This is a genomic window from Streptomyces boninensis (genome assembly GCF_048572725.1).
GTDB lineage: Bacteria > Actinomycetota > Actinomycetes > Streptomycetales > Streptomycetaceae > Streptomyces > Streptomyces boninensis.
Genome location: NZ_CP183837.1, coordinates 2,352,218 through 2,370,771, shown reverse-complemented (window position 1 = coordinate 2,370,771; position 18,554 = coordinate 2,352,218). Strand labels below are relative to the sequence as shown.

The window sequence follows — 18,554 nt, the reverse complement described above, 5'->3', positions numbered from 1 at the left end:
AGAATGTTCGCCTCAGGAGCTGCTCGGGATCACGCAGTCCTTCGGCTGCTCCTTGCCCGTAGGCCAGCCCAGGCCTACGTACCTCAGGCTGCCCATGCCCTCCGTGCCCGGATCCAGTTCCACTATGGCGGCTGGTTTGTCGTACGGGTTGCCGCTGCTGGTCAGGCAGATGAGGCCGCTGGCGCCCTGGACTCGTCGCTGGGAGTTCAGGAAGGGCCACTGGGCGCCTACGTCTCTGAGGCCGGGGACGTCCTCGGGGCCGCCCTGCTGGGTCTGGTGGAGGGCCTGGCCGATGGTGACCAGGCCGTCGTAGACGAGGATGGTGCGGGAGTCCTCCAGGTTCGGTACGGAGCCGAGGCTGATGTTCTTGTCGCGTACGGCGTCTCTCTCGGCCTTGAGTTCCTCCAGCGCGACGCGGGGCTCCTCCAGGAACTGCGGCTTGTCCTTGTTCTCGGGCTTGTCCAGCTCCTTCTTCCACGCATCCGGGTGTGCCGGTGCCGCGTACTGGACCTTCACCTTCGGCTTGCCGCCCGTGCCGCGGAGGCCCTTCCAGTCGGCCAACGACATGTTCTGGCGCAGCGAGGCGGCGTCGGAGCCGCTGATGATGGTGTAGCGGCGCTTCTCGCACTGCATGGCGGCGAGTTTGAGGGCGAAGATGCGCAGGTGCAGGGTGCGGCCCGCGAAGTAGACCGTATCGGCGCTGGAGCCGCAGATGTTGTGGGCGATCGAGGCGAACTGGTTGCCGGTCGTGCCCGGTTCGTCGATGGAGGGGGACTCGAAGGGGATGGCCGCCTGACCTGCCGGGCCCTCCTCCTTGATGCTGCGGAAGGCGTCCGCGAGCGACCGGACGTAGCTGTCCTCGCGGGAGTCGTAGACCAGGACCGTCTTCGCGTTACGGCGGCCCCGGTCGCCGTTGAAGTTGGCCAGCGCCTGGGCCGCGTCGCCGTTGGTGGGGATGATCCGGGCGAGGCCGGGGAACTTGAGCTTGGCCGCGCCGTCGGCCTTGTCCTTGTTGGCGATCCTGTCGCCGCTGATGCGGGAGGCGAGTATCGGCACGCGGTGCTTGGTGAGGCGCTTGACCGCGGCCTCCGTCGTGTCGAGGCTCAGGTTGAAGCCGGTCACGGCGCGGAGTTTGCGGTCCTTCGAGTCGGACCAGTCCAGGAGGGTGTCGACGACCTGCTTCTGGTGGGCGTAGTCGCGGCCGGGGTTGGCGAGGGCCAGCTGGATCTTCGGGGGCTCGCCCTCGCCCTTGTTGGCCTTGCGCTGGCCCAGGTACGCGCCCTGGAGGTCGCTGCGGATCTGGCGGCGCACGGCGGGCCGGTCGGACTGCAGGGGCAGCATCATGGCGACGGTGACGTGCGGCTGCTTCTCGACCCGCTTGTTCTCGGCGGCGATGGCCTTGGCCACGTCGGTGATCTCGGCGGTCTCGAAGTCATAGCCGTCGGCGCTGACACCGATGCACTCGCCGCCGACCTTCTCGATGTCGTCGGTGCACTTGTCGGGCTCCTGCATGGCGTCGTAGATCTCCATGCCGCCCCAGATCGCGGCGCCGACCGCCGCGGCGGTGAGGGCCGCGATGAGCAACTGCAACCACCTGGGCATCCCCGTATCCTCCTCCGGAATCCGGACCGTCTACTTCATGCAGGAACAGTGCAGCAGCGGCTGTCCGGCCGCCGCCAAGCCTGCCCAGTTGGCCGTCGCGGCGCCGATGTGCCCCGCGCCGTTGAACGTCTTGGTACCGAGCACCGTCAGCAGCGTGGTCAGGGTGTTGTCGAGCGTCATCGCGATCGGCCGGGTGCGTTCCTGGCACAGCCACACCGTGTGCAGCAGCCGGTCGATGATCTGCTGCAGCTCCGTGCCGGGGATCTGCACCTGGCCGAGGGCGCGCTGGAGGCGGGCGTCCGCTCCCGGGGGGTACGGCGCCTGGGTGGCCTCGAGCAGCTCAGCGCACCACTCCTGAGGACGGCCGGGCAGCGTGACCACCAGTTCGCGGACCACGTCCTCCGCGCCGCTGGACACCAGGTGGTGGTTCATCCAGTGCGCCGTGACCGACCCGAAGGCCCGGCCGGGCGGCGGAGTTTCGTCCTGCGCCGGGGGCGCCGCGTAGTGGTCCCGCAGCAGCTGATGGCCGGCGTTCCACGCGGCGCCGTCGGGGCGCAGCCCGTACAGCCGGTGCAGCAGCAGCTGGCGCAGCCCGAAGTCGCCGATGAAGTGCCGCTCGCAGCGCGGCCAGCCGGCGTCGACGAGCAGTTTCGACACCTGATGCGCCGCCAGCTTGTGCGTGTGGCCCTCCTGGTGGTGGCGCAGCAGGACATCAGCGCATTCCGTGTCGTGGGCGATGGAGAGATGGGTGAGCAGATCGAGCCACTGGGGGTGGAACTCGGGTGGCAACTCGGTGGGCAGCTGGTCCTCGATCAGCTCCTGCAGCAGCACCTCAGCCACCGGCCGTGCGGGCGCGGTGTCGTCGCGCAGCGGGGCGTTCAGCAGGTCGCGGTGGTTGGCGTCCTCCGGCATCTCGAAGGAGGAGGCGGCGGCGGCGAGCCGGAGCACCGTGTGCGGCCGGCCGACGCTCAGGCTCGTCACGGCGGAGTCGATGAGCAGGGCATGGGCGCCACCCGCCGGCGGCGTGCCCGTCTGCCAGCGGGAGATCTCGTGGCTGATCTGGGTGCTGGTCAAGTACGGCATCTGCAGCAGCAGCACCCCGTCGGCGAGCTTCGCCCGGCTGACGCCCTCGGCCGCGCGGTCCGTTGGCCGGGTCCAGGTGAGCGGGATGTCGTCGGCAGGGCGGAACGCCGCCGGCGCCCTCGTCTCCTCCAGCGGCAGCCCGCGGTGCAGGAAGGCGCCGCCGTCCGCGCGGCGCGCCGTACCGACGACGACAACGCGGTCGCGCTGCCCGTCCCGGCGATCGGCGAGCACGGCACGCAACAGCGCCTGTCCGAGCGGCGAATCGGCATGATCGAGGAGCAGCGCGGGCCGGCCGACCAAACTCAGCCAGCCGGCCATGGTCGCGTACTCGGCCTCCAGGTCCTCGCGCAGCGCGCGGAAGAGGAAGGCCTCCGCCGGTTTCCTGGCTTCCCCGCCGGCGTGGAAGTCGCGCGCGAGGTTCTTCAGCCCGAACGCGGGTACGCCGCCCGCGCCGGGATAGGCGCCGTAGACCCGCTGCAGTTCCTTGCGGCCGCCCGGTGCCGACTGGGCGAGGATCCCGTCCACGAGGGCGTTGACGAAGACGGCCGGGTACGGGCCGAGGGCGTTTGCGGCCGCCGTCGCCAGCAGGCCCTTCAGGGTGCCGCGGATGACGCCGCTCCAGAAGCCGCCCCGCCCCATGCCGAACCTGCCCCGCCGCTGGGCCAGCTCCTCGTACCGCTCGACTTCCGCCGCGACCGCCGCGGCGCCTGCCTGCTGCACGCCGGGCGCGAGCACCGCCAGGCCCGCGAAGAGCCGCGGGAAGGTGAACGAGCCGCCCGTGCCGTGCCAGGCACTCAGCCGCTCCGCGGCGTCGAACAGGACCTCGGTGGCCGCCGAGCGGGCGCCGGGCTCCTGCCGGGCGTGGGCCGCATACGTCGGCTGGCGGCAGTCCACGTAGATGACCGGCACCTTCTTCGCGAACCGGTCCCGCACCTCGTGCAGCAGCCGCTCCTTGCCCATACCCGGGCCGCCGGTGAGGAGCACCACGGGCAGGTCGGGCCCGTACAGCGGATCCTGGCGGGCACCGGAGGAGGAACGCCCAAACAGGCGGGCGAAGAAGCCCTCCTTGCTCAGCAGACTCTCCGATCCCACGACCTCAGGCACAGACGCTCCCATGGACTGCCCACACGCCCGGTCGGGCGCACCAGTGACCGATGTGGCAGAGAACGTTAACGGATCAGCGGGGATACGTCTGTGGAACGGTGGCCGGCCAGGGGACTTGGCGCATTCATGTGTACGTTGGCCCGATGGGTTTGCTGCGACTGCTGAGCCGACGGTACGTAACGCACCCGCCGCCGGACGTCGAGCCGCGCAATGTGGTGGAGGTGCGGGCCGCGCTGCTTGCGCTCAACGGGCCCGACGTGCCCTGGGTGGTGCGCGACGGCGCCGCCGAGGGTGTCCATTTCGTGGCCGAATGGCGGCTCGCGGAGCCAGTGGGGCGCAACTTCTTCGTGCGCCACCAGCTGACCCGCACGCTCACCATCCGGATGCGCCTGGTGCCGCAGGCCAACGAGGTCGAGGCCATCGAAGAGCACCGGGAAGTCAGCCGGGTCGGCAATCCACCGAGACTGGCGGTGGGCAGCAAGTGGGGCCGCGGACCGGCGCGGACGGTATCCAGACAATGGGTCATTGAGCGCGGGTCCGACGGCCGCCGTCGGCTGCGGCAGTCGTTCAGTTACGACAGCAATGACATGAAGGGCCCGGTGCAGCAGACAGTCCTGGATGCCGGCTGGTCGTGGCGCAGCCTGCTGTCAAAGAACTTCTGAGCGGTCAGGTCCGCCGCAGGCTCCATACCCGGACCGTGCCGTCGTCGCTACCGCCGCTGGCCAGGAGCACGGAGACGATGTTGGGGTGGTCGCGTAAGCGAGCCGCATTACGGGCCTCCCGCCCGGCCCGCGCGAGCAGCTCCGCGCGCTCCCGCTCCGGCACCGAGGCGTTCAGCACCACCTGCTTCACTGCCACATCCACGCCGAGGGCGGGGATGGTGCGCCTCCGGCGAGCTTTACCTTCCGGATGGTAAAGTAGCCGCATGGCAGGCAACGCGAAGCACCGAATCCTGGAAGGCGCCCTTGATCTGCTCCGGGTCGAGGGCGGCGGCAACATCACCCTGGACGCCGCGGCGAAGCAGGTCGGGGTGACCAAACCCGGGCTGATGTATCACTTCCCGACCAAAGAAGCCCTGATGATCGCGGTCGTCGATCACGTCGCCGCGCGGTGGGAGACGCTGCTGGGGGAGCGGCTCGGGCAGCCCGTCGAGACGGCGACGCCGCAGGAGCGGATCCGCAGTTACGTCCAGGTCGCTCTGACCGAGCACTTCGACCGCGCCGACTACGCGATCTGCTGCGACGCGCTGTACCGCGACGCCCTCACCGAGGCCTGGACCCGGCGGCTGGGCCCCTGGCTGGACCTGCCGGCGGACCTGCCGGCGCCGGTCCACGGGCGGCTGACCGCGGCGCGGCTGCTGGCCGACGGCTACTGGACGGCGGCGGCGACCGGGGTCTTTCCCGTACCGGAGCGGGACCGGGATCTGCTGCTGGCGGTCGCGGATGAACTCCTCGCGGATGAGGGTGAGGGCGCGTCATGAGGAAGTGGCTGCTGCTCACCGCGGCGATTCTGATGGAGGTCATCGCCACGCTGTCGCTGCGCGCGGCGCTGGACGGTCCGGCTTGGTACGGGGTGGTCGTCGTCGGTTACGTGGGCGCGTTCACCGCGTTGTCGATGGTGCTGCGGGCCGGGATGGGGCTGGGGGTGGCGTACGGGATCTGGGCTGCCGGGGGTGTTGCGCTGACCGCGGTGCTGGCGAAGTTCATCTTCGGTGATGCGCTGACGGGGCTGATGGGGGTGGGCATTGGCCTGGTGATCGCCGGGGTGATGTGCGTGGAGATGGGCTCCCAGGCGGCGCAGGCGCGGGAGGCGCGCGAGGCGCGCGGTGCCGGCGCCGGATCCCGTACGGACGGGGAAGGGGCGAAGGCATGAACTGGGTCTTCTTGGTCGGCGCGATCCTCTCCGAGGCCGCCGCCTCGCTGTCGCTGCGGATGGCCTCGCGGGGCGGCAGCAGAAAGTGGTTCGCAGCCGTCGTCACCGGCTTCCTGGCCGCCTTCGCCTTCCTCAGCCTGGCCCTCGACGGCGGCATGGCACTAGGCGTCGCCTACGGCATCTGGGCCGCCACCGGCGTCGCCCTGGCCGCCATCTCCTCCCGCATCCTCTTCAACGAGCCCCTCACGAAGGTCATGGGCCTGGGCATAGCGCTGATCGCGGCGGGTGTGCTGCTCATCGAGCTGGGCGCCGCGCACTGACGGGCGAGCCTGCCGCTGCTGGCGTCGCCGCCATGACTCGAACGTGAGTCAAGGCGGCGACGCCGGCAGCGGCCGTCAGTACGCCGTCGGATACGCCGGCGCGACCGCGGCCTTGCGGGCCTTGCGCCCCCGGATCGCCAGCAGGATCCCGCCGACGATCGCCAGCAGGCCCGGCACGCCGAATAGCGCCGCCATCGTCAGGTACTCGCTGTCGATGCTGGCCTTGACGCGCGGAGCCGTGCCGTCGTCGCCCGGGCCGAAGTGCCGGCCCGCGCCGATCTTGCCCACCGGCATCGACCCGATGCCCTTGACCTTCGCCGCGGTCCGCAGCGCCGCCGCGGCGTTGATCTGGCCGTAGCCGGTGAGCGGCGAATAGGTGCCGGGGTGCGAGGCCGACTTCTGCAGCACCTGGACCACCTGGGCCGGCGACAGCTTCGGGTACTTCGCCTGCACCAGCGCCGCCGTGCCCGCGGTCAGCGCGGCGGCGGGCGAGGTGCCGTCGCCGGCCTTACGGCCCTTGCCGCGGTTGCTGGCGCCGTAGATGTCCACGCCGGGCGCCGAGACGTCCACGTAGTTGTGGACGGACGAGAAGGAGGCCCGCGAGCCGCCGGGCTGGGTGGCCGCCACCGTCAGCACCCCCGGATACCCGGCCGGATAGCCGATGTTGTTCTCGTCGTCACCGTTGCCGGTCTCGTCGATCTTGCTCAGATCGCCGCTGTTCCCGGCGGACGCGACCACGGTGACACCCTTGGACAGCGCGTACTGGATCGCATTGGCCTCGCCCCCGTCGTAGCGTGCCGTCCAGCTGGCGTCGCCGAGCGACATCGAGATGACGTCGGCGTCGTGCTTCACCGCGTACAGAATCGCGTCCCGGAGCGCGTCCATGGGGCCGTCGTTGTTCCCCGGGCCTTCCTGGATGGCCTCGTTCCAGGTCTTGTAGTCGGGGTCCTCGCGGTCGCGGATGGCCCGCAGCCCGAGGACCTTCGCGTTCGGCGCGACGTCGAGCACGCTCGACGCCATGGACGTGCCGTGCCCGCCGTACCAGGACTCGTTCTGGTCGTCCTCCTTGAGGAAGTCCGGGCCGTTCTTGGCGCGGCCCGCGAGCACCGGCTGGTCGGTGACGATGCCGGTGTCGATGACGGCCACCGTCATGCCGTCGCCCTTGCTCACGGTGTGCGCCGCGGAAAGGGACATCGCCTGCCGCTCCCAGCCGGGCGAGGCCGCGACGGCGGTGCCCGGGGCGGTGGCGACCAGGGCGGCCGCGAGGCCGCCGGCCAGCACGGCGAGGCAGGTCTTGTTCGGGCGCCTCACGATGTCTTCTCGCCTTCCATGGTCCTCGGGAACGTACGGCTGAAGATGCCCGCGAGCTCTTCGGCCATCTTCGGGAAAAGCCGCACCTCGCCCGGCCCCTGATCCGCCCAGACGCCGGGCAGGTAGCCGTACTTGCGCTTGAGGTCCGTATGCCCGGCGGTGACGGCCACGGCATACGGGGCGTTCTCATCGACCGTGGTGACCGCGCTGACGGCGCCGCCGTAGGCGCGCCACTGCGCGGCCGGGGTGTTGGGGACGGCGATCGGCCTGACGGGGGGCTTCACCAGGTCGGTGGTCCGGCGCGCGTTGACGGCCTCGTCGAACTTGGCGGCCAGCGGCTGGGAGGCCTTGTACGAGCCGATGACGACGAGCGCCACCGTGGCGGCGTACTTGCCGGTGTCGTCGGTGTACGTGGCCGCCAGGACCTGCTTGCAGCCGGCCGAGGCGGCCTGCTTCTTGAACGGCTCGTTCAGGTTCCCGTCGCAGGAGAAGCCCTTGCGGAGGATGCCCTGCCGGGTCCAGCCGGTGTTCTCCTGCATGATCGAGGTGTCCTTGAGATGCGCGGGGAAGATCTCGTCGGACTTCAGGTTGTGCCAGGCCTTGGCGGCGAACTCCGGGTTGGTCTCGGTGCGCTGCGCGTTGTTGACCGCAGCCGCGACCACCGCCAGCCCGCCGAGCAGCGGGAACGCGCCCAGCACGATCAGGACGACGCCCCATATTCGCGCCTTCCGCCCGGGGCTACGGCCACCGCCGGGAGGCGGCGGCGGGGGGAAGCCGCCGCCCTGCTGCGGCAGGTGGCCAGGCGGGGGCGGCGCCTGCTGGTATCCCGCGCCGGGTTGCGGCGGCGGCGGAAAATATCCGCCCTGCTGGGGCGGGGCCCCGGCGGCGGGCGAGTACTGCGGGGGTCCCGGCTGCCATGGAGGCGGGGCGGAAGCGGACGACACGTACTGATTCCCCTCGTTGGTATCACTCCGGTTCGCGCACCCCGTAGCGGTCGGGAGAGCGCGGTAAACCGTTGACTGCGCGATGCATGTTATTGGAGTGGCCAGAGTGCACAACAGCGAGGGCCGCCGCCCCGAATCCGGGACAGCGGCCCTCGCTGTGCAATCCGACGTCAGGCCGGATAACCGGCCCGCGCTTTAAATGTCGAAGTACAGCTCGAACTCGTGCGGGTGCGGCCGCAGCTGCAGCGGGGCGATTTCGTTCTCCCGCTTGTAGTCGACCCACGTCTCGATCAGGTCGGAGGTGAAGACGCCGCCGGCCTGCAGGTACTCGTTGTCCTGCTCCAGCGCGTCCAGCACCGCCGGGAGCGAGGTCGGGACCTGGGCGACGCCCGCGTGCTCCTCCGGGGCCAGCTCGTAGAGGTCCTTGTCGATCGGCTCGGCCGGCTCGATCTTGTTCTTGATGCCGTCGAGGCCCGCCATCATCAGCGCCGAGAAGGCGAGGTACGGGTTCGAGGACGGGTCAGGTGCGCGGAACTCGACGCGCTTGGCCTTCGGGTTCGAGCCGGTGATCGGGATGCGCATCGCGGCGGAGCGGTTGCGCTGCGAGTACACCAGGTTGACCGGCGCCTCGAAGCCCGGCACCAGGCGGTGGTACGAGTTCACCGTCGGGTTGGTGAAGGCCAGCAGCGACGGGGCGTGCTTCAGGATGCCGCCGATGTAGTAGCGGGCCATGTCGGAGAGGCCCGCGTAGCCCTGCTCGTCGTAGAAGAGCGGCTCGCCGCCCGACCACAGCGACTGGTGGACGTGCATGCCCGAGCCGTTGTCGCCGAAGATCGGCTTCGGCATGAAGGTGGCGGTCTTGCCGTTGCGCCAGGCGACGTTCTTCACGATGTACTTGAAGAGCATCAGGTCGTCGGCCGCGGCGAGCAGCGTGTTGAACTTGTAGTTGATCTCCGCCTGGCCCGCGGTGCCCACCTCGTGGTGCTGGCGCTCGACCTCGAGGCCGTTCTTGATCAGCTCAAGCGAGATCTCGGCGCGCAGGTCGGCGAAGTGGTCGACCGGGGGAGCCGGGAAGTAGCCGCCCTTGTAGCGGACCTTGTAGCCGCGGTTGCCGCCGTCCTCCAGGGCGCCGGTGTTCCAGGCGCCGGCCTCGGAGTCGATCTCGTAGAACGAGCGGTTGGCGGTGGTCTCGAAGCGGGCGCTGTCGAAGACGTAGAACTCGGCCTCCGGGCCGAAGAAGGCGGTGTCGGCGATGCCGGAGGAGGCGAGGTAGGCCTCGGCCTTCTTGGCCACGTTCCGCGGGTCACGGCTGTACTGCTCGCCGGTGATCGGGTCGTGGATGAAGAAGTTGATGTTGAGCGTCTTGTCCTTGCGGAACGGGTCCACCCGGGCCGTCGACAGATCCGCGACCAGCCCCATGTCGGACTCGTGGATCGCCTGGAAGCCGCGGATCGACGAGCCGTCGAACATCAGCTGCTCGGTCGGGTCGAAAGTCTCGACCGGCACCGTGAAGTGCTGCATGATGCCCGGCAGGTCGCAGAAGCGGACGTCGACGAACTTCACGTCGTTGTCGGCGATGAACTTCCGAGCCTCGTCGGCGTTCTGGAACATCAAACTCCTCCTAGTCCCGCCACGCGCGTCGTAGGTGGCGGGGCGCTCAGTGGCAGCCAGTGCGGTGGCATGCTCGGCCGACCCTAGGCACCGGGCATTTCTCGAGCGTGACCCATTTGTTTCGGCGATGTTAACCGGATCTCGAATGCCCGCCCCCTCCCGGCCGGAACGGCGGAGTGTCGCAGTACCGTGGTGGTGTGGGCGAAATGGATGGACGACAGGCAGTCGGGTCATGGCTCTCCGGGCCGCGCGCAGCGGCCGAGAGCATGGGCGTGGACTTCGGATACCGGGGCGAGCAGCTCGGCCTGCCCAAGGAGGGCCGCGGATCGATCGCATCGGTCGGCCGCCGCATCGGCGCGCTCGTCATCGACTGGCTGATGTGCCTGCTGATCGCATACGGCCTGTTCGCCCGCGGCGAAAGCACCCAGACGGGCAATTGGGCGCTGGGGATCTTCTTCGTGCTGACGCTGCTGACCGTCGGCACCGTCGGGCTGACGCCCGGCAAGGCGGTCATGCGGATCCGGGTCGAGTCGATCGACGGCGGCCGGGTCTCCGTCGTACGGGTGCTGGCCCGCACGGTGCTGCTGTGCCTGGTCATCCCGGCCGTGGTGTGGGACCGCGACACGCGTGGCCTGCACGATCGCGTGGCGCGGTCCGTCGTCGTACGGCTCTGACGAAAGCCCGGAGACCCCGGAAACCCGACTACGCCATCGCCGCCACCCGCTCCCGATACCCCCGCACCGGCGCCGCGTCCCGATAGGGCTCCAGCCGCCGCTCGAAGTCCTTCACGTACTCCCGCGCCCGCGCCGACCGCATCTCGGACGCCTGCTGCGCCGCCTCCGCGCCCAGCACACACGCCTGCTCCAGCTCCCCGAGCCCCAGCCGCGCCGACGCCAGCACCACCCGGCAGAACAGCCGGCTGCGCGCATACCCCTGCCCGCGCAGCTGCAGCGACCGCTCCGCATGCTGCGCCGCCGCCCGGTACTGCTGCAGATCCCGGTGGCAGTGCCCGAACTCGTCCGCCAGCTGCGCCTCGTCGAAGAACCGCGCCCAGTGCGGCACCTCGTCCCCCGGCCGCGACGTCTCCAGCGCCCGCTCGGACCGCGCCAGCGACGACGTGCAGGCGCGCACCTCACCGAGCACGCCGTGCCCGCGCGCCTCCGCCGCATGCAGCAGCGCCTGCACCACGGCGGGCACATTGCTGCCCGCCCCCTGCTGCGCCACTCGCGCCAGCTGCACCGCCTCGCGGCCGTGCCCGAGATAGACCGCCTGCCGCGACATGGTGACCAGGACGTACGCCCCGTACCCCCGGTCCCCGGCCGCCTGCGCCAGCCGCAGCGCCTGCACGAAATACCGCTGTGCGAGGCCGTGCGCCCCGATGTCGTACGAGGTCCACCCGGCCAGCCGGGTCAGATCCGCCGCCGCCGCGAACAGCCGCCGCCCGGTCACCTCGGAATACGTGCCGCGCAGCATCGGCTCGACCTCGTGCTCCAGATACCGCACCAGCGCCTGCCGGGCGTGCCCGCCGCCGTACGCATGGTCGAGGGCGCGGAAGAGCTCCGCGACCGAGCGCAGCGCGGCGATGTCGCCCTGCGTGACGCGCTGCCCGGGCACCCGGTCCACGGATTCGCCGCCCGTACGGGGCTGGGCGCCGGCTCGCGGGCCGCGGGCCTGGGTCGGGACCCGTACGGGCTTCACGGCGGCGGTCTTCGTCGCGCCGTCGATGGCCGGGTCGCCTCGGGCCACCCGGTCGTCGGGGCGGCCGATGAGCCAGTCGCGGCTCGGCACGACAAGGCCCGCAGGGGTGAAGGCGATCTTGCGGAGCTCGGCCTGGCTGCCGGTGTCCTTGCGCCAGAGGCCGCTGACGATGTCCACCGCCTCGGTCGGGGAGGCCGCGAATTCAAGGCCCGCATAGACGGGCGCGCACGCGTCGAGCCCCAGGTCCTGGGCGGAAAGCCGGCGGCCGAGCCGGCGGGTGAACACCTCGGCGATCAGCGCCGGGGTGGTGCCGCGTGGCTGCTGCCCGCGCAGCCAGCGGGTGACCGAGGTCTTGTCGTATCTGAGATCGAGGCCGTGCTCGATGCCGAGCTGGTCGACTCTTCGGGCGAGCCCGGCATTGGAGAACCCGGCTTCCGCGATGAGCGCGGCTAGCTGGCGGTTCGGGGTGCGCTGTGCGGGTCGGTCGGTCACCTGGAGGGTCTCCTGCCTGCGCCTGGGAGGACGCGACGGAATGTAGCGACCTGACCAGCCCAGATAGCCGCCTTCGTCCGGCATTCATCCGATCGTGTGAGGAGCGGGCCCCAGGCTGCCGCCGGACCTCGCTGGGTAGGTCTCGGGCGGGCGGTCGTACAGTTGCAGGGGACGCGACACTGAGTTAACTGGGAGAAGACGTGAGCGAGCTGCGCTTCGTTCATCTGGGGTTCGGCGATGACGCGGTCGAGTACCAGGCGGCCTGGCAGGAGCAGCGTCAGGTGCACTCGTCCCGGTTCGCGGACGAGATCCCGGACACGTGCCTGCTGCTGGAGCATCCGCCGGTCTATACGGCGGGGCGGCGCACCGCGGACAACGAGCGGCCGCTCGACGGCACCCCGGTCGTGGACGTCGACCGCGGCGGCAAGATCACCTGGCACGGCCCCGGGCAGCTCGTCGGCTACCCGATCCTGAAGCTCCCCCGCCCGGTCGATGTGGTCGCCCACGTCCGCCGCCTCGAGGACGCCCTGATCCTCACGGCCGCGGACTTCGGCGTCGAGACCACCCGGGTCGAGGGCCGCAGCGGCGTGTGGGTGCTGGGCGACGCGGTCGAGCAGAAGCTCGGCGGCCTGTCGCTCGACTTCGACCCACGCCTCAAGCAGGACGACGACGAGTACGACCCGCGCCTCGCCGGCCCCGAGTACGCCCCGTCCAACGCCGGCCAGCGGCACGAGGACCGCAAGCTCGCCGCGATCGGCATCCGGGTCGCCAAGGGCGTGACCATGCACGGCTTCTCGTTCAACTGCAATCCGGACAACACCTGGTTCGACCGCATCGTCCCCTGCGGCATCCGCGACGCGGGCGTGACGTCGCTGTCGAACGAGCTGGGAAGAGATGTGCCGGTCGCCGAGGTTCTCCCTGTCGTGGAGAAGCACCTGCGCGAGGTTCTCGAGAACGCGAACCCACTGCCCCGGGCCGTCTGACCCACAGAACTGAAGGCGTACGCTGGTGAGCGGCGCAGAATCGAAAGTATTGAGGAGCCCGGACGTGTCCGCTGTCGCACCCGACGGTCGTAAGATGCTCCGCCTGGAGGTCAGGAACAGCCAGACCCCCATTGAGCGAAAGCCCGAGTGGATCAAGACCCGGGCGAAAATGGGTCCCGAGTACAACGCCCTGCAGAAGCTCGTGAAGAGCGAAGGGCTGCATACGGTCTGCCAGGAGGCAGGCTGTCCCAACATCTTCGAGTGCTGGGAAGACCGCGAGGCCACCTTCCTGATCGGCGGCGAGCAGTGCACCCGGCGCTGCGACTTCTGCCAGATCGACACCGGCAAGCCGGCCGAGCTCGACCGCGACGAGCCGCGGCGGGTCGCCGAGTCCGTCCAGCAGATGGAGCTGCGGTACGCCACCATCACCGGCGTCGCCCGCGACGACCTGGAGGACGGCGGCGCCTGGCTGTACGCGGAGACGGTCCGGCAGATCCACGCGGCGATGCCGGGCACCGGCGTCGAGCTGCTGATCCCCGACTTCAACGCGGTCCCAGAGCAGCTGGCCGAGGTCTTCTCGTCCCGCCCAGAGGTGCTCGCGCACAACGTCGAGACCGTCCCGCGGATCTTCAAGCGCATCCGCCCGGCCTTCCGCTACGAGCGTTCGCTGGAGGTCATCACCCGCGCCCGCGAGGCCGGCCTGGTGACCAAGTCGAACCTCATCCTCGGCATGGGCGAGGAGCGCGAGGAGGTCAGCCAGGCGCTGCAGGACCTGTACGACGCGGGCTGCGAGCTGATCACCATCACCCAGTACCTGCGGCCGACCCCGCGCCACCACCCGGTGGAGCGCTGGGTGAAGCCGCACGAGTTCGTGGAGCTGCAGCAGGAGGCCGAGGAGATCGGCTTCTCCGGCGTGATGTCCGGGCCGCTGGTCCGGTCCTCGTACCGCGCCGGGCGGCTGTACAAGCAGGCCATGGAGCGCCGCGGCGCCGCGGCCGCCTAGCGGCCTTGGGCCGGGCTTTCACCGCGTTTGACCGGCTGGTCACGCGCTGGTAACACCAGTGGGTGAGCATGGAGCCCGGCCCACTCATCATTTTCTGACAGGGGGGTACGTCATGCAGACACTGCGCACGATCGAGCAGGTGCTGCTGCGCGGTGGCCAGCGGACCGCGCGGCGCAATGCCTGGAATGCGGTACTAGAAGACCGGCGGCGGGCCAAAGACCGCCGGGAGACCGAGGTCGTAATGAGGGCCACCGCGACCGGGAGCGCTCAGCCCACGTAAACTTTCGTCTTATGGCGAGCACGGCACCCCCAGAGAACACCGGGCGACTGAAGCAGATCGCTCTCACCTACAAGATGACCAAGCGGGCTGATCCCAAGGTCGGCCTGGTGGTCGCGGCCGTGGGCATCGTCATTCTCGGTGCCCTCCTCGGCATCGGTTTTGCCATTGGGCACCCGATCTACCTGGGCATTCTTGGTCTGCTGCTGGCGCTGCTCGGCATGGCGATCGTCTTCGGGCGCCGGGCCGAGCGGGCCGCCTTCGGGCAGATGGAGGGCCAGCCGGGCGCCGCCGCGGCCGTGCTGGACAACCTCAAGCGCGGCTGGACGGTCACCCCGGCCGTGGCCATGAACCGCAACCAGGACGTCGTCCACCGCGCGGTCGGCAAGGCCGGCATCGTCCTGGTCGCCGAGGGCAACCCGAACCGGGTGAAGGGCCTGCTGGCATCCGAGAAGAAGAAGATGTCGCGGATCGTGGCGGACGTCCCCGTCCACGATGTCGTCGTCGGCAATGACGAGGGCCAGGTCCCGCTGAAGAAGCTCCGCACCACGATGGTGAAGCTTCCGCGCTCGCTGTCGGGGCCGCAGGTGACCACGGTGAATGACCGGCTCAAGGCGCTTGGCGACCTGATGTCGAACATGCCGATCCCGAAGGGCCCCATGCCGAAGAACGCTCGTATGCCGAAGGGCGGCGGCGGCAAGGCGCGCTGACGCCTGGTTTTTATTACGAGGTGAACGGGTCCTGGTGCACCGCACCGGGGCCCGTCGTCGTACTCAAGCCGCCTTGTCGACCGCGGGCAGCGGCGCCGGACGGCAGCCGAGGTCCGACAGGACCGCTGTCGCCGCGCGCCGGGCCGAGTGCAGGGCGCCCTGCGGGGTGCTCGTGTCGCGGTGGTCGCCGCAGACGTACAGGCCGCAGACCAGGCGGACGGGCCGGTGCAGGTCGTGCGGCGCGGGCATGGCCGGTACGGCCCGCGGGTCGTGGTGGGCGGCCAGGAGGTCCCAGTCCTCCGCCTGGGTGCCGTAGAGGCGGCCCAGCTGGCTGCGGGCGGCCTTGTCGAGGACGCCGGTCGGCTCGTACGCGGCCGGGCCCAGCACTGTCGAGGTGATCAGGGCCTTGCCCGCCGGGCTACGGGACGGGTCCGTCTCGCTCACCACCGCCGTGTGCGCCACCGGGCCCTCGGAGCCCTGCGCCGCCAGCACCAGCGCCGGCTCCCGCGGCGGGGCCTCGGGGGCGGTGTGGTGCAGCACCGTCACCGGGTGGAAGGCGGGCAGCCGCAGCCCGGGCAGCAGGTCGGCGGCGGCGCTCGCGTCCGTGGCGACCAGCACCGAGCGGCAGCGCAGCACCTCGCCTGCCGCGGTCCGTACGGCCGTCGTGTCCACCGAGACCGCGCGCATGCCCGTACGGACGACGCCGCGGGGGAGCGCGGCCGCGAGGCGGTCGGGGACCGTGGCGGCGCCGCCCGCCGGGAGGCAGACGTGGCCGCGGGCGAACGAGCGCAGGGCGAGGTCCGCGACGCGGCTGGAGGTGGTGAGGCCCGGGTCGCTGAGGAGGGCCGAGAGGAGCGGGCGGAGCAGGCTCGCGGTGCGGGAGGCCGTCGCCGGGCGTTCCGGGCGGGACAGCAGGCGGTGCGGCGGGGCCGCGGCCAGCCGGGAGAGCGCGGCGGTGAGGCGGGCCTCCTCCAGCGCGCCGGAGAGCGGGCCGCCGGTGAGCGGGCCGCGGACCGCGGTCGCGAGGGCGCGTGCGGTGGTGAGTGCGCCCCCTGTGCTCCGGTGGCGGCCGATGCGCGGGCCGTCGGCGATCACCACGCCGGCCGTGAACGGGCGCAGCGGGAGGTCCTGCAGGCCCGGGGTGCGGTGGAGTTCGGGGTACGAGCCGTTGAACAGGTGGGGAGTGCGGTCGAGGCGGAAGCCGTCGATGGTGTCGGTGGCCATGCGGCCGCCGGGGCGCTCCGCGGCCTCCAGGACGATGACGGAGAGTCCCGCGCGGGTCAGGTGCTGTGCTGCAGCGAGTCCGGCCAGTCCCGCCCCGACGATCACCACGTCCGTGGTGTCGTGCGGCCGTGTGCGGGGTGCGAAGCTCAGCACGGTGCCCTCCCGGGGGGTGCGGGGTTGTGCGGTGCCTTGTGCCAGGGCGCCTGTTTCATGCCCGGTGAGGTGGGGGGCTACCCGGCAGGGGGAAACCTAGGCGGGAATTGGGCCTTCCGGTCAGCGCGCACATGCTGAGCACGGGGGCATGGCGGGCGCGCACCCCCGCCCCGCGCCCTCGTTTCGTACCCGGGTGCGGTCAGCCGCGCAGCGCCGCCTTGATCGCGTCGTCGATCTCAGGGAAGGCGAAGGAGAAGCCCGAGTCCAGGAGGCGGCGGGGGATGACGCGCTGGCTGCCGAGGACGTCTTCGGAGAAGTCGCCCAGGGCGAGGCGGAGGGCCGGGGTGGGGACCGTGAAGAGGGTCGGGCGGTGGAGGACCCTGCCCATGGCCTTGGTGGCTTCCCTGTTGGTGACCGGCTCCGGGGCGGTCAGGTTGACCGGGCCCGTCAGCCAGTCCGTGTCGATCAGGTGGCGGAGGGCGGCGATGTGGTCGTGGAGGGCGATGAAGGACCAGTACTGGACGCCCTTGCCGAGGCGGCCGCCGAGGCCTGCCTTGAAGATGGGGAAGAGGCGGCCCCAGGCGCCGCCGTGGCGGGACACCACCAGGCCGGTGCGGGCCAGGAGGGTGCGTACGCCTGCTTCGGCTGCTGGTTCCGCCGCCGCCTCCCACTCCTGGCACACGTCCGCCAGGAAGCCCTCACCGGGCGGCGTCGACTCGTCCACCCGCTTGTCGCCCGTGTCGCCGTAGTAGCCGACCGCGCTGCCGGAGACGAAGACCTTCGGCGGCACGTCGAGCGAGGCGATCGCCTCCGCGATCGCCGCCGTGCCCAGGACCCGGCTGTCCCGGATCTCCCGCTTGTACGCGTCGGTCCACCGGTGGTCCCCGACCCCGGCACCCGCCATGTGCACCACGGCGTCACACCCCGCGAGCCCTGCTGTGTCCACGTACTGCCGCTTGGGGTCCCACCGCACCTCCCCCTCCGCGGCGGGCTCCCGCCGGACGAGCTTGACCACCTCGTGGCCGTCCGCGAGCAGGGAGGAGACGAGTGCGGTGCCGACGAGGCCGGTCGAGCCGGTGACTGCGATACGCATGGGAATATCCTGCCTGTCCCGCAGGCACTTCGTGGCACAGTGGGCTGATGCCGTCCCTTGTCATACGCCCCGCCACCTTCGCCGACGGGGCCGAGCTGCTCGACCTTGACCTGCGCTGCTGGTCCACGCTGCACTCCGTGCAGGACCGCCCGCAGCCGCCGTACGAGCCGTTCTTCGCCACCCGCAGCCGGACCGGTGACTTCCTGGTAGCCGAGCTCGACGGCAGGCTCGCCGGGTACATCAAGGTCGTCCCGCCCACCCCGCTCGCGGCATCCGTCCATGTGCGGCAGATCCAGGGCCTGATCGTGGACGAGTGGGCGCGCGGCCAGGGCGTCGGCAGGGCGCTGCTGGACGGCGCCGCGGACCTCGCCCGCGGCCAGGGCGCCCGGCGGCTGACGCTGCGGGTGCTCGGGCACAATGCGCCCGCCAGGCGGCTGTACGAGGCCGCGGGGTTCGCGGTGGAGGGCGTGCTCCCCGAGGAGTTCCTGCTCGGCGGTAGTTACGTGGACGACGTACTCATGGGCCGCAGCCTCAAGGAGTGACTACTCCTCCCTGAACTGCTCCCACAGCTTCGGGAAACGTTCCGCCAGCGCGACGTCGTCTTCAAAGTCCAGCGCCTCGCCCTCCGGCTCCCGCGGGGGCGGCGGCAGCTCCAGCTCGGGCCGTTCGAGCCCGGTGAGCTGCTCGTACGCCTCGTCCGCGGCGAAGCCCAGGCCCTCCGCGTCGCCGTCCGCCTCCGGGTCGAAGTCGTCCAGCAGATCCGCGAGGTCGTCCGGGTCGCCGTGCAGCGCGCCCTCGAACACCGCCCGCCCCTGGCCGATCAGCCAGCAGCGGAAATTGTCGAACGCGTCGTCGCTCGCCCCGTCCAGCAGCACCCAGGCCGCGCCCCACACATCCCAGCGGTACGAGCGGTTCATCCGGGACTCGAAGTGCCGGGCGAAGTCGAGCACGGAGTCGGGGTCGAGCGTCACCAGCCGGTCGACCAGCAGGTCCGCGTGGTCATCAGGATCGCCGTCCGATGCCGCGCGGGAGCGGTCGATCAGCTCCCAGAACTCCGACTCTTCCATCACGAGG

General features: G+C 70.9%; 20 protein-coding genes. 10 read left to right on the top strand and 10 right to left on the bottom strand.

Annotated elements, in window-relative coordinates; genetic code table 11:
• Window positions 1-12: 12 nt before the first annotated feature.
• The gene (locus ACNNMR_RS10650; protein WP_419994308.1) at window positions 13-1,602 is read right to left on the bottom strand and encodes an amino acid ABC transporter substrate-binding protein; all 1,590 of its coding nucleotides are present in this window, start codon (window positions 1,600-1,602) and stop codon (window positions 13-15) included.
• A gap of 30 nt (window positions 1,603-1,632) precedes the next feature.
• On the bottom strand, window positions 1,633-3,789 hold the full coding sequence (locus ACNNMR_RS10645; protein WP_419994307.1) for a hypothetical protein: 2,157 nt from the start codon (window positions 3,787-3,789) through the stop codon (window positions 1,633-1,635).
• 143 nt (window positions 3,790-3,932) lie between these two features.
• Between ACNNMR_RS10645 and ACNNMR_RS10640 the strand changes: the two genes are divergently transcribed.
• Window positions 3,933-4,451, top strand: coding sequence for a hypothetical protein (locus ACNNMR_RS10640; protein ID WP_419994306.1), 519 nt, complete (start codon window positions 3,933-3,935; stop codon window positions 4,449-4,451).
• A gap of 4 nt (window positions 4,452-4,455) precedes the next feature.
• Here ACNNMR_RS10640 and ACNNMR_RS10635 read toward each other — a convergent pair whose 3' ends face one another.
• Window positions 4,456-4,653, bottom strand: a complete 198-nt coding sequence (locus tag ACNNMR_RS10635; protein WP_419994305.1) for a hypothetical protein — start codon at window positions 4,651-4,653, stop codon at window positions 4,456-4,458.
• 61 nt (window positions 4,654-4,714) lie between these two features.
• Here ACNNMR_RS10635 and ACNNMR_RS10630 point away from each other — a divergent pair, with 61 nt between their 5' ends.
• The 3 genes from ACNNMR_RS10630 to ACNNMR_RS10620 are packed head-to-tail and all read left to right on the top strand — an operon-like array spanning window position 4,715 to window position 5,981.
• Window positions 4,715-5,269 carry a TetR/AcrR family transcriptional regulator gene (locus tag ACNNMR_RS10630; RefSeq protein WP_419994304.1) on the top strand — a complete coding sequence of 185 codons (555 nt, stop codon included), beginning with the start codon at window positions 4,715-4,717 and terminating at the stop codon, window positions 5,267-5,269.
• Window positions 5,266-5,661, top strand: coding sequence for a DMT family transporter (locus tag ACNNMR_RS10625; RefSeq protein ID WP_419994303.1), 396 nt, complete (start codon window positions 5,266-5,268; stop codon window positions 5,659-5,661). Before ACNNMR_RS10630 ends, ACNNMR_RS10625 begins: the two co-directional genes overlap by 4 nt.
• Window positions 5,658-5,981, top strand: coding sequence for a DMT family transporter (locus ACNNMR_RS10620; RefSeq protein ID WP_419994302.1), 324 nt, complete (start codon window positions 5,658-5,660; stop codon window positions 5,979-5,981). The genes ACNNMR_RS10625 and ACNNMR_RS10620 overlap by 4 nt, the downstream gene beginning before the upstream one ends.
• A 75-nt stretch (window positions 5,982-6,056) precedes the next feature.
• Here ACNNMR_RS10620 and ACNNMR_RS10615 read toward each other — a convergent pair whose 3' ends face one another.
• The 3 genes from ACNNMR_RS10615 to glnA form a co-directional block, all read right to left on the bottom strand.
• Window positions 6,057-7,292 (bottom strand): S8 family serine peptidase, encoded by a 1,236-nt coding sequence (locus ACNNMR_RS10615; RefSeq protein ID WP_419994301.1) that lies wholly within the window; start codon window positions 7,290-7,292, stop codon window positions 6,057-6,059.
• Window positions 7,289-7,990 carry a hypothetical protein gene (locus ACNNMR_RS10610; RefSeq protein WP_419994300.1) on the bottom strand — a complete coding sequence of 234 codons (702 nt, stop codon included), beginning with the start codon at window positions 7,988-7,990 and terminating at the stop codon, window positions 7,289-7,291. Before ACNNMR_RS10610 ends, ACNNMR_RS10615 begins: the two co-directional genes overlap by 4 nt.
• A gap of 441 nt (window positions 7,991-8,431) precedes the next feature.
• Window positions 8,432-9,847, bottom strand: a complete 1,416-nt coding sequence (glnA, locus tag ACNNMR_RS10605; protein ID WP_419994299.1) for a type I glutamate--ammonia ligase — start codon at window positions 9,845-9,847, stop codon at window positions 8,432-8,434.
• A 206-nt stretch (window positions 9,848-10,053) separates the two neighbouring features.
• On the opposite strand from glnA, the gene ACNNMR_RS10600 reads away from it, so the two are divergent.
• A complete protein-coding gene (locus tag ACNNMR_RS10600) occupies window positions 10,054-10,521 on the top strand; it encodes an RDD family protein (protein WP_419994298.1) in 468 nt (155 codons plus the stop codon).
• A 28-nt stretch (window positions 10,522-10,549) separates the two neighbouring features.
• Here the strand turns inward: ACNNMR_RS10600 and ACNNMR_RS10595 are convergent, their stop codons facing one another.
• Window positions 10,550-12,037 (bottom strand): regulator, encoded by a 1,488-nt coding sequence (locus tag ACNNMR_RS10595; protein WP_419994297.1) that lies wholly within the window; start codon window positions 12,035-12,037, stop codon window positions 10,550-10,552.
• Between the two features lie 200 nt (window positions 12,038-12,237).
• On the opposite strand from ACNNMR_RS10595, the gene lipB reads away from it, so the two are divergent.
• The 4 genes from lipB (at window position 12,238) to ACNNMR_RS10575 (ending at window position 15,010) form a co-directional block, all read left to right on the top strand.
• Complete coding sequence (lipB, locus tag ACNNMR_RS10590; RefSeq protein WP_419994296.1) at window positions 12,238-13,020, top strand: lipoyl(octanoyl) transferase LipB; 783 nt, start codon at window positions 12,238-12,240, stop codon at window positions 13,018-13,020.
• A gap of 64 nt (window positions 13,021-13,084) precedes the next feature.
• Window positions 13,085-14,023, top strand: a complete 939-nt coding sequence (gene lipA / locus ACNNMR_RS10585) for a lipoyl synthase (protein WP_419994295.1) — start codon at window positions 13,085-13,087, stop codon at window positions 14,021-14,023.
• Between the two features lie 112 nt (window positions 14,024-14,135).
• A complete protein-coding gene (locus ACNNMR_RS10580; RefSeq protein ID WP_419994294.1) occupies window positions 14,136-14,303 on the top strand; it encodes a hypothetical protein in 168 nt (55 codons plus the stop codon).
• Window positions 14,304-14,314: 11 nt separating this feature from the next.
• Complete coding sequence (locus ACNNMR_RS10575; RefSeq protein ID WP_419994293.1) at window positions 14,315-15,010, top strand: DUF4191 domain-containing protein; 696 nt, start codon at window positions 14,315-14,317, stop codon at window positions 15,008-15,010.
• Between the two features lie 63 nt (window positions 15,011-15,073).
• On the opposite strand, the gene ACNNMR_RS10570 is transcribed toward ACNNMR_RS10575, so the two are convergent.
• Together ACNNMR_RS10570 and ACNNMR_RS10565 are read right to left on the bottom strand one after the other, a co-directional pair.
• Window positions 15,074-16,387, bottom strand: coding sequence for an NAD(P)/FAD-dependent oxidoreductase (locus ACNNMR_RS10570; protein WP_419994292.1), 1,314 nt, complete (start codon window positions 16,385-16,387; stop codon window positions 15,074-15,076).
• A 199-nt stretch (window positions 16,388-16,586) separates the two neighbouring features.
• Window positions 16,587-17,480 (bottom strand): TIGR01777 family oxidoreductase, encoded by an 894-nt coding sequence (locus ACNNMR_RS10565; protein ID WP_419994291.1) that lies wholly within the window; start codon window positions 17,478-17,480, stop codon window positions 16,587-16,589.
• Window positions 17,481-17,527: 47 nt separating this feature from the next.
• On the opposite strand from ACNNMR_RS10565, the gene ACNNMR_RS10560 reads away from it, so the two are divergent.
• The gene (locus tag ACNNMR_RS10560) at window positions 17,528-18,022 is read left to right on the top strand and encodes an N-acetyltransferase family protein (protein WP_419994290.1); all 495 of its coding nucleotides are present in this window, start codon (window positions 17,528-17,530) and stop codon (window positions 18,020-18,022) included.
• On the opposite strand, the gene ACNNMR_RS10555 is transcribed toward ACNNMR_RS10560, so the two are convergent.
• Complete coding sequence (locus tag ACNNMR_RS10555) at window positions 18,023-18,547, bottom strand: DUF4240 domain-containing protein (RefSeq protein ID WP_420000324.1); 525 nt, start codon at window positions 18,545-18,547, stop codon at window positions 18,023-18,025.
• Window positions 18,548-18,554: the final 7 nt, after the last annotated feature.

Coding starts and splice junctions, on each gene's coding strand:
- glnA (WP_419994299.1), bottom strand. CDS start 9,847: ATGTTCCAGAACGCCGACGAGGCTCGGAAGTTCATCGCCGACAACGAC.
- ACNNMR_RS10555 (WP_420000324.1), bottom strand. CDS start 18,547: ATGGAAGAGTCGGAGTTCTGGGAGCTGATCGACCGCTCCCGCGCGGCA.
- ACNNMR_RS10630 (WP_419994304.1), top strand. CDS start 4,715: ATGGCAGGCAACGCGAAGCACCGAATCCTGGAAGGCGCCCTTGATCTG.
- ACNNMR_RS10620 (WP_419994302.1), top strand. CDS start 5,658: ATGAACTGGGTCTTCTTGGTCGGCGCGATCCTCTCCGAGGCCGCCGCC.
- ACNNMR_RS10640 (WP_419994306.1), top strand. CDS start 3,933: ATGGGTTTGCTGCGACTGCTGAGCCGACGGTACGTAACGCACCCGCCG.
- ACNNMR_RS10650 (WP_419994308.1), bottom strand. CDS start 1,602: ATGCCCAGGTGGTTGCAGTTGCTCATCGCGGCCCTCACCGCCGCGGCG.
- ACNNMR_RS10560 (WP_419994290.1), top strand. CDS start 17,528: ATGCCGTCCCTTGTCATACGCCCCGCCACCTTCGCCGACGGGGCCGAG.
- ACNNMR_RS10565 (WP_419994291.1), bottom strand. CDS start 17,480: ATGCGTATCGCAGTCACCGGCTCGACCGGCCTCGTCGGCACCGCACTC.
- ACNNMR_RS10575 (WP_419994293.1), top strand. CDS start 14,315: ATGGCGAGCACGGCACCCCCAGAGAACACCGGGCGACTGAAGCAGATC.
- ACNNMR_RS10580 (WP_419994294.1), top strand. CDS start 14,136: ATGCAGACACTGCGCACGATCGAGCAGGTGCTGCTGCGCGGTGGCCAG.
- ACNNMR_RS10625 (WP_419994303.1), top strand. CDS start 5,266: ATGAGGAAGTGGCTGCTGCTCACCGCGGCGATTCTGATGGAGGTCATC.
- ACNNMR_RS10600 (WP_419994298.1), top strand. CDS start 10,054: ATGGATGGACGACAGGCAGTCGGGTCATGGCTCTCCGGGCCGCGCGCA.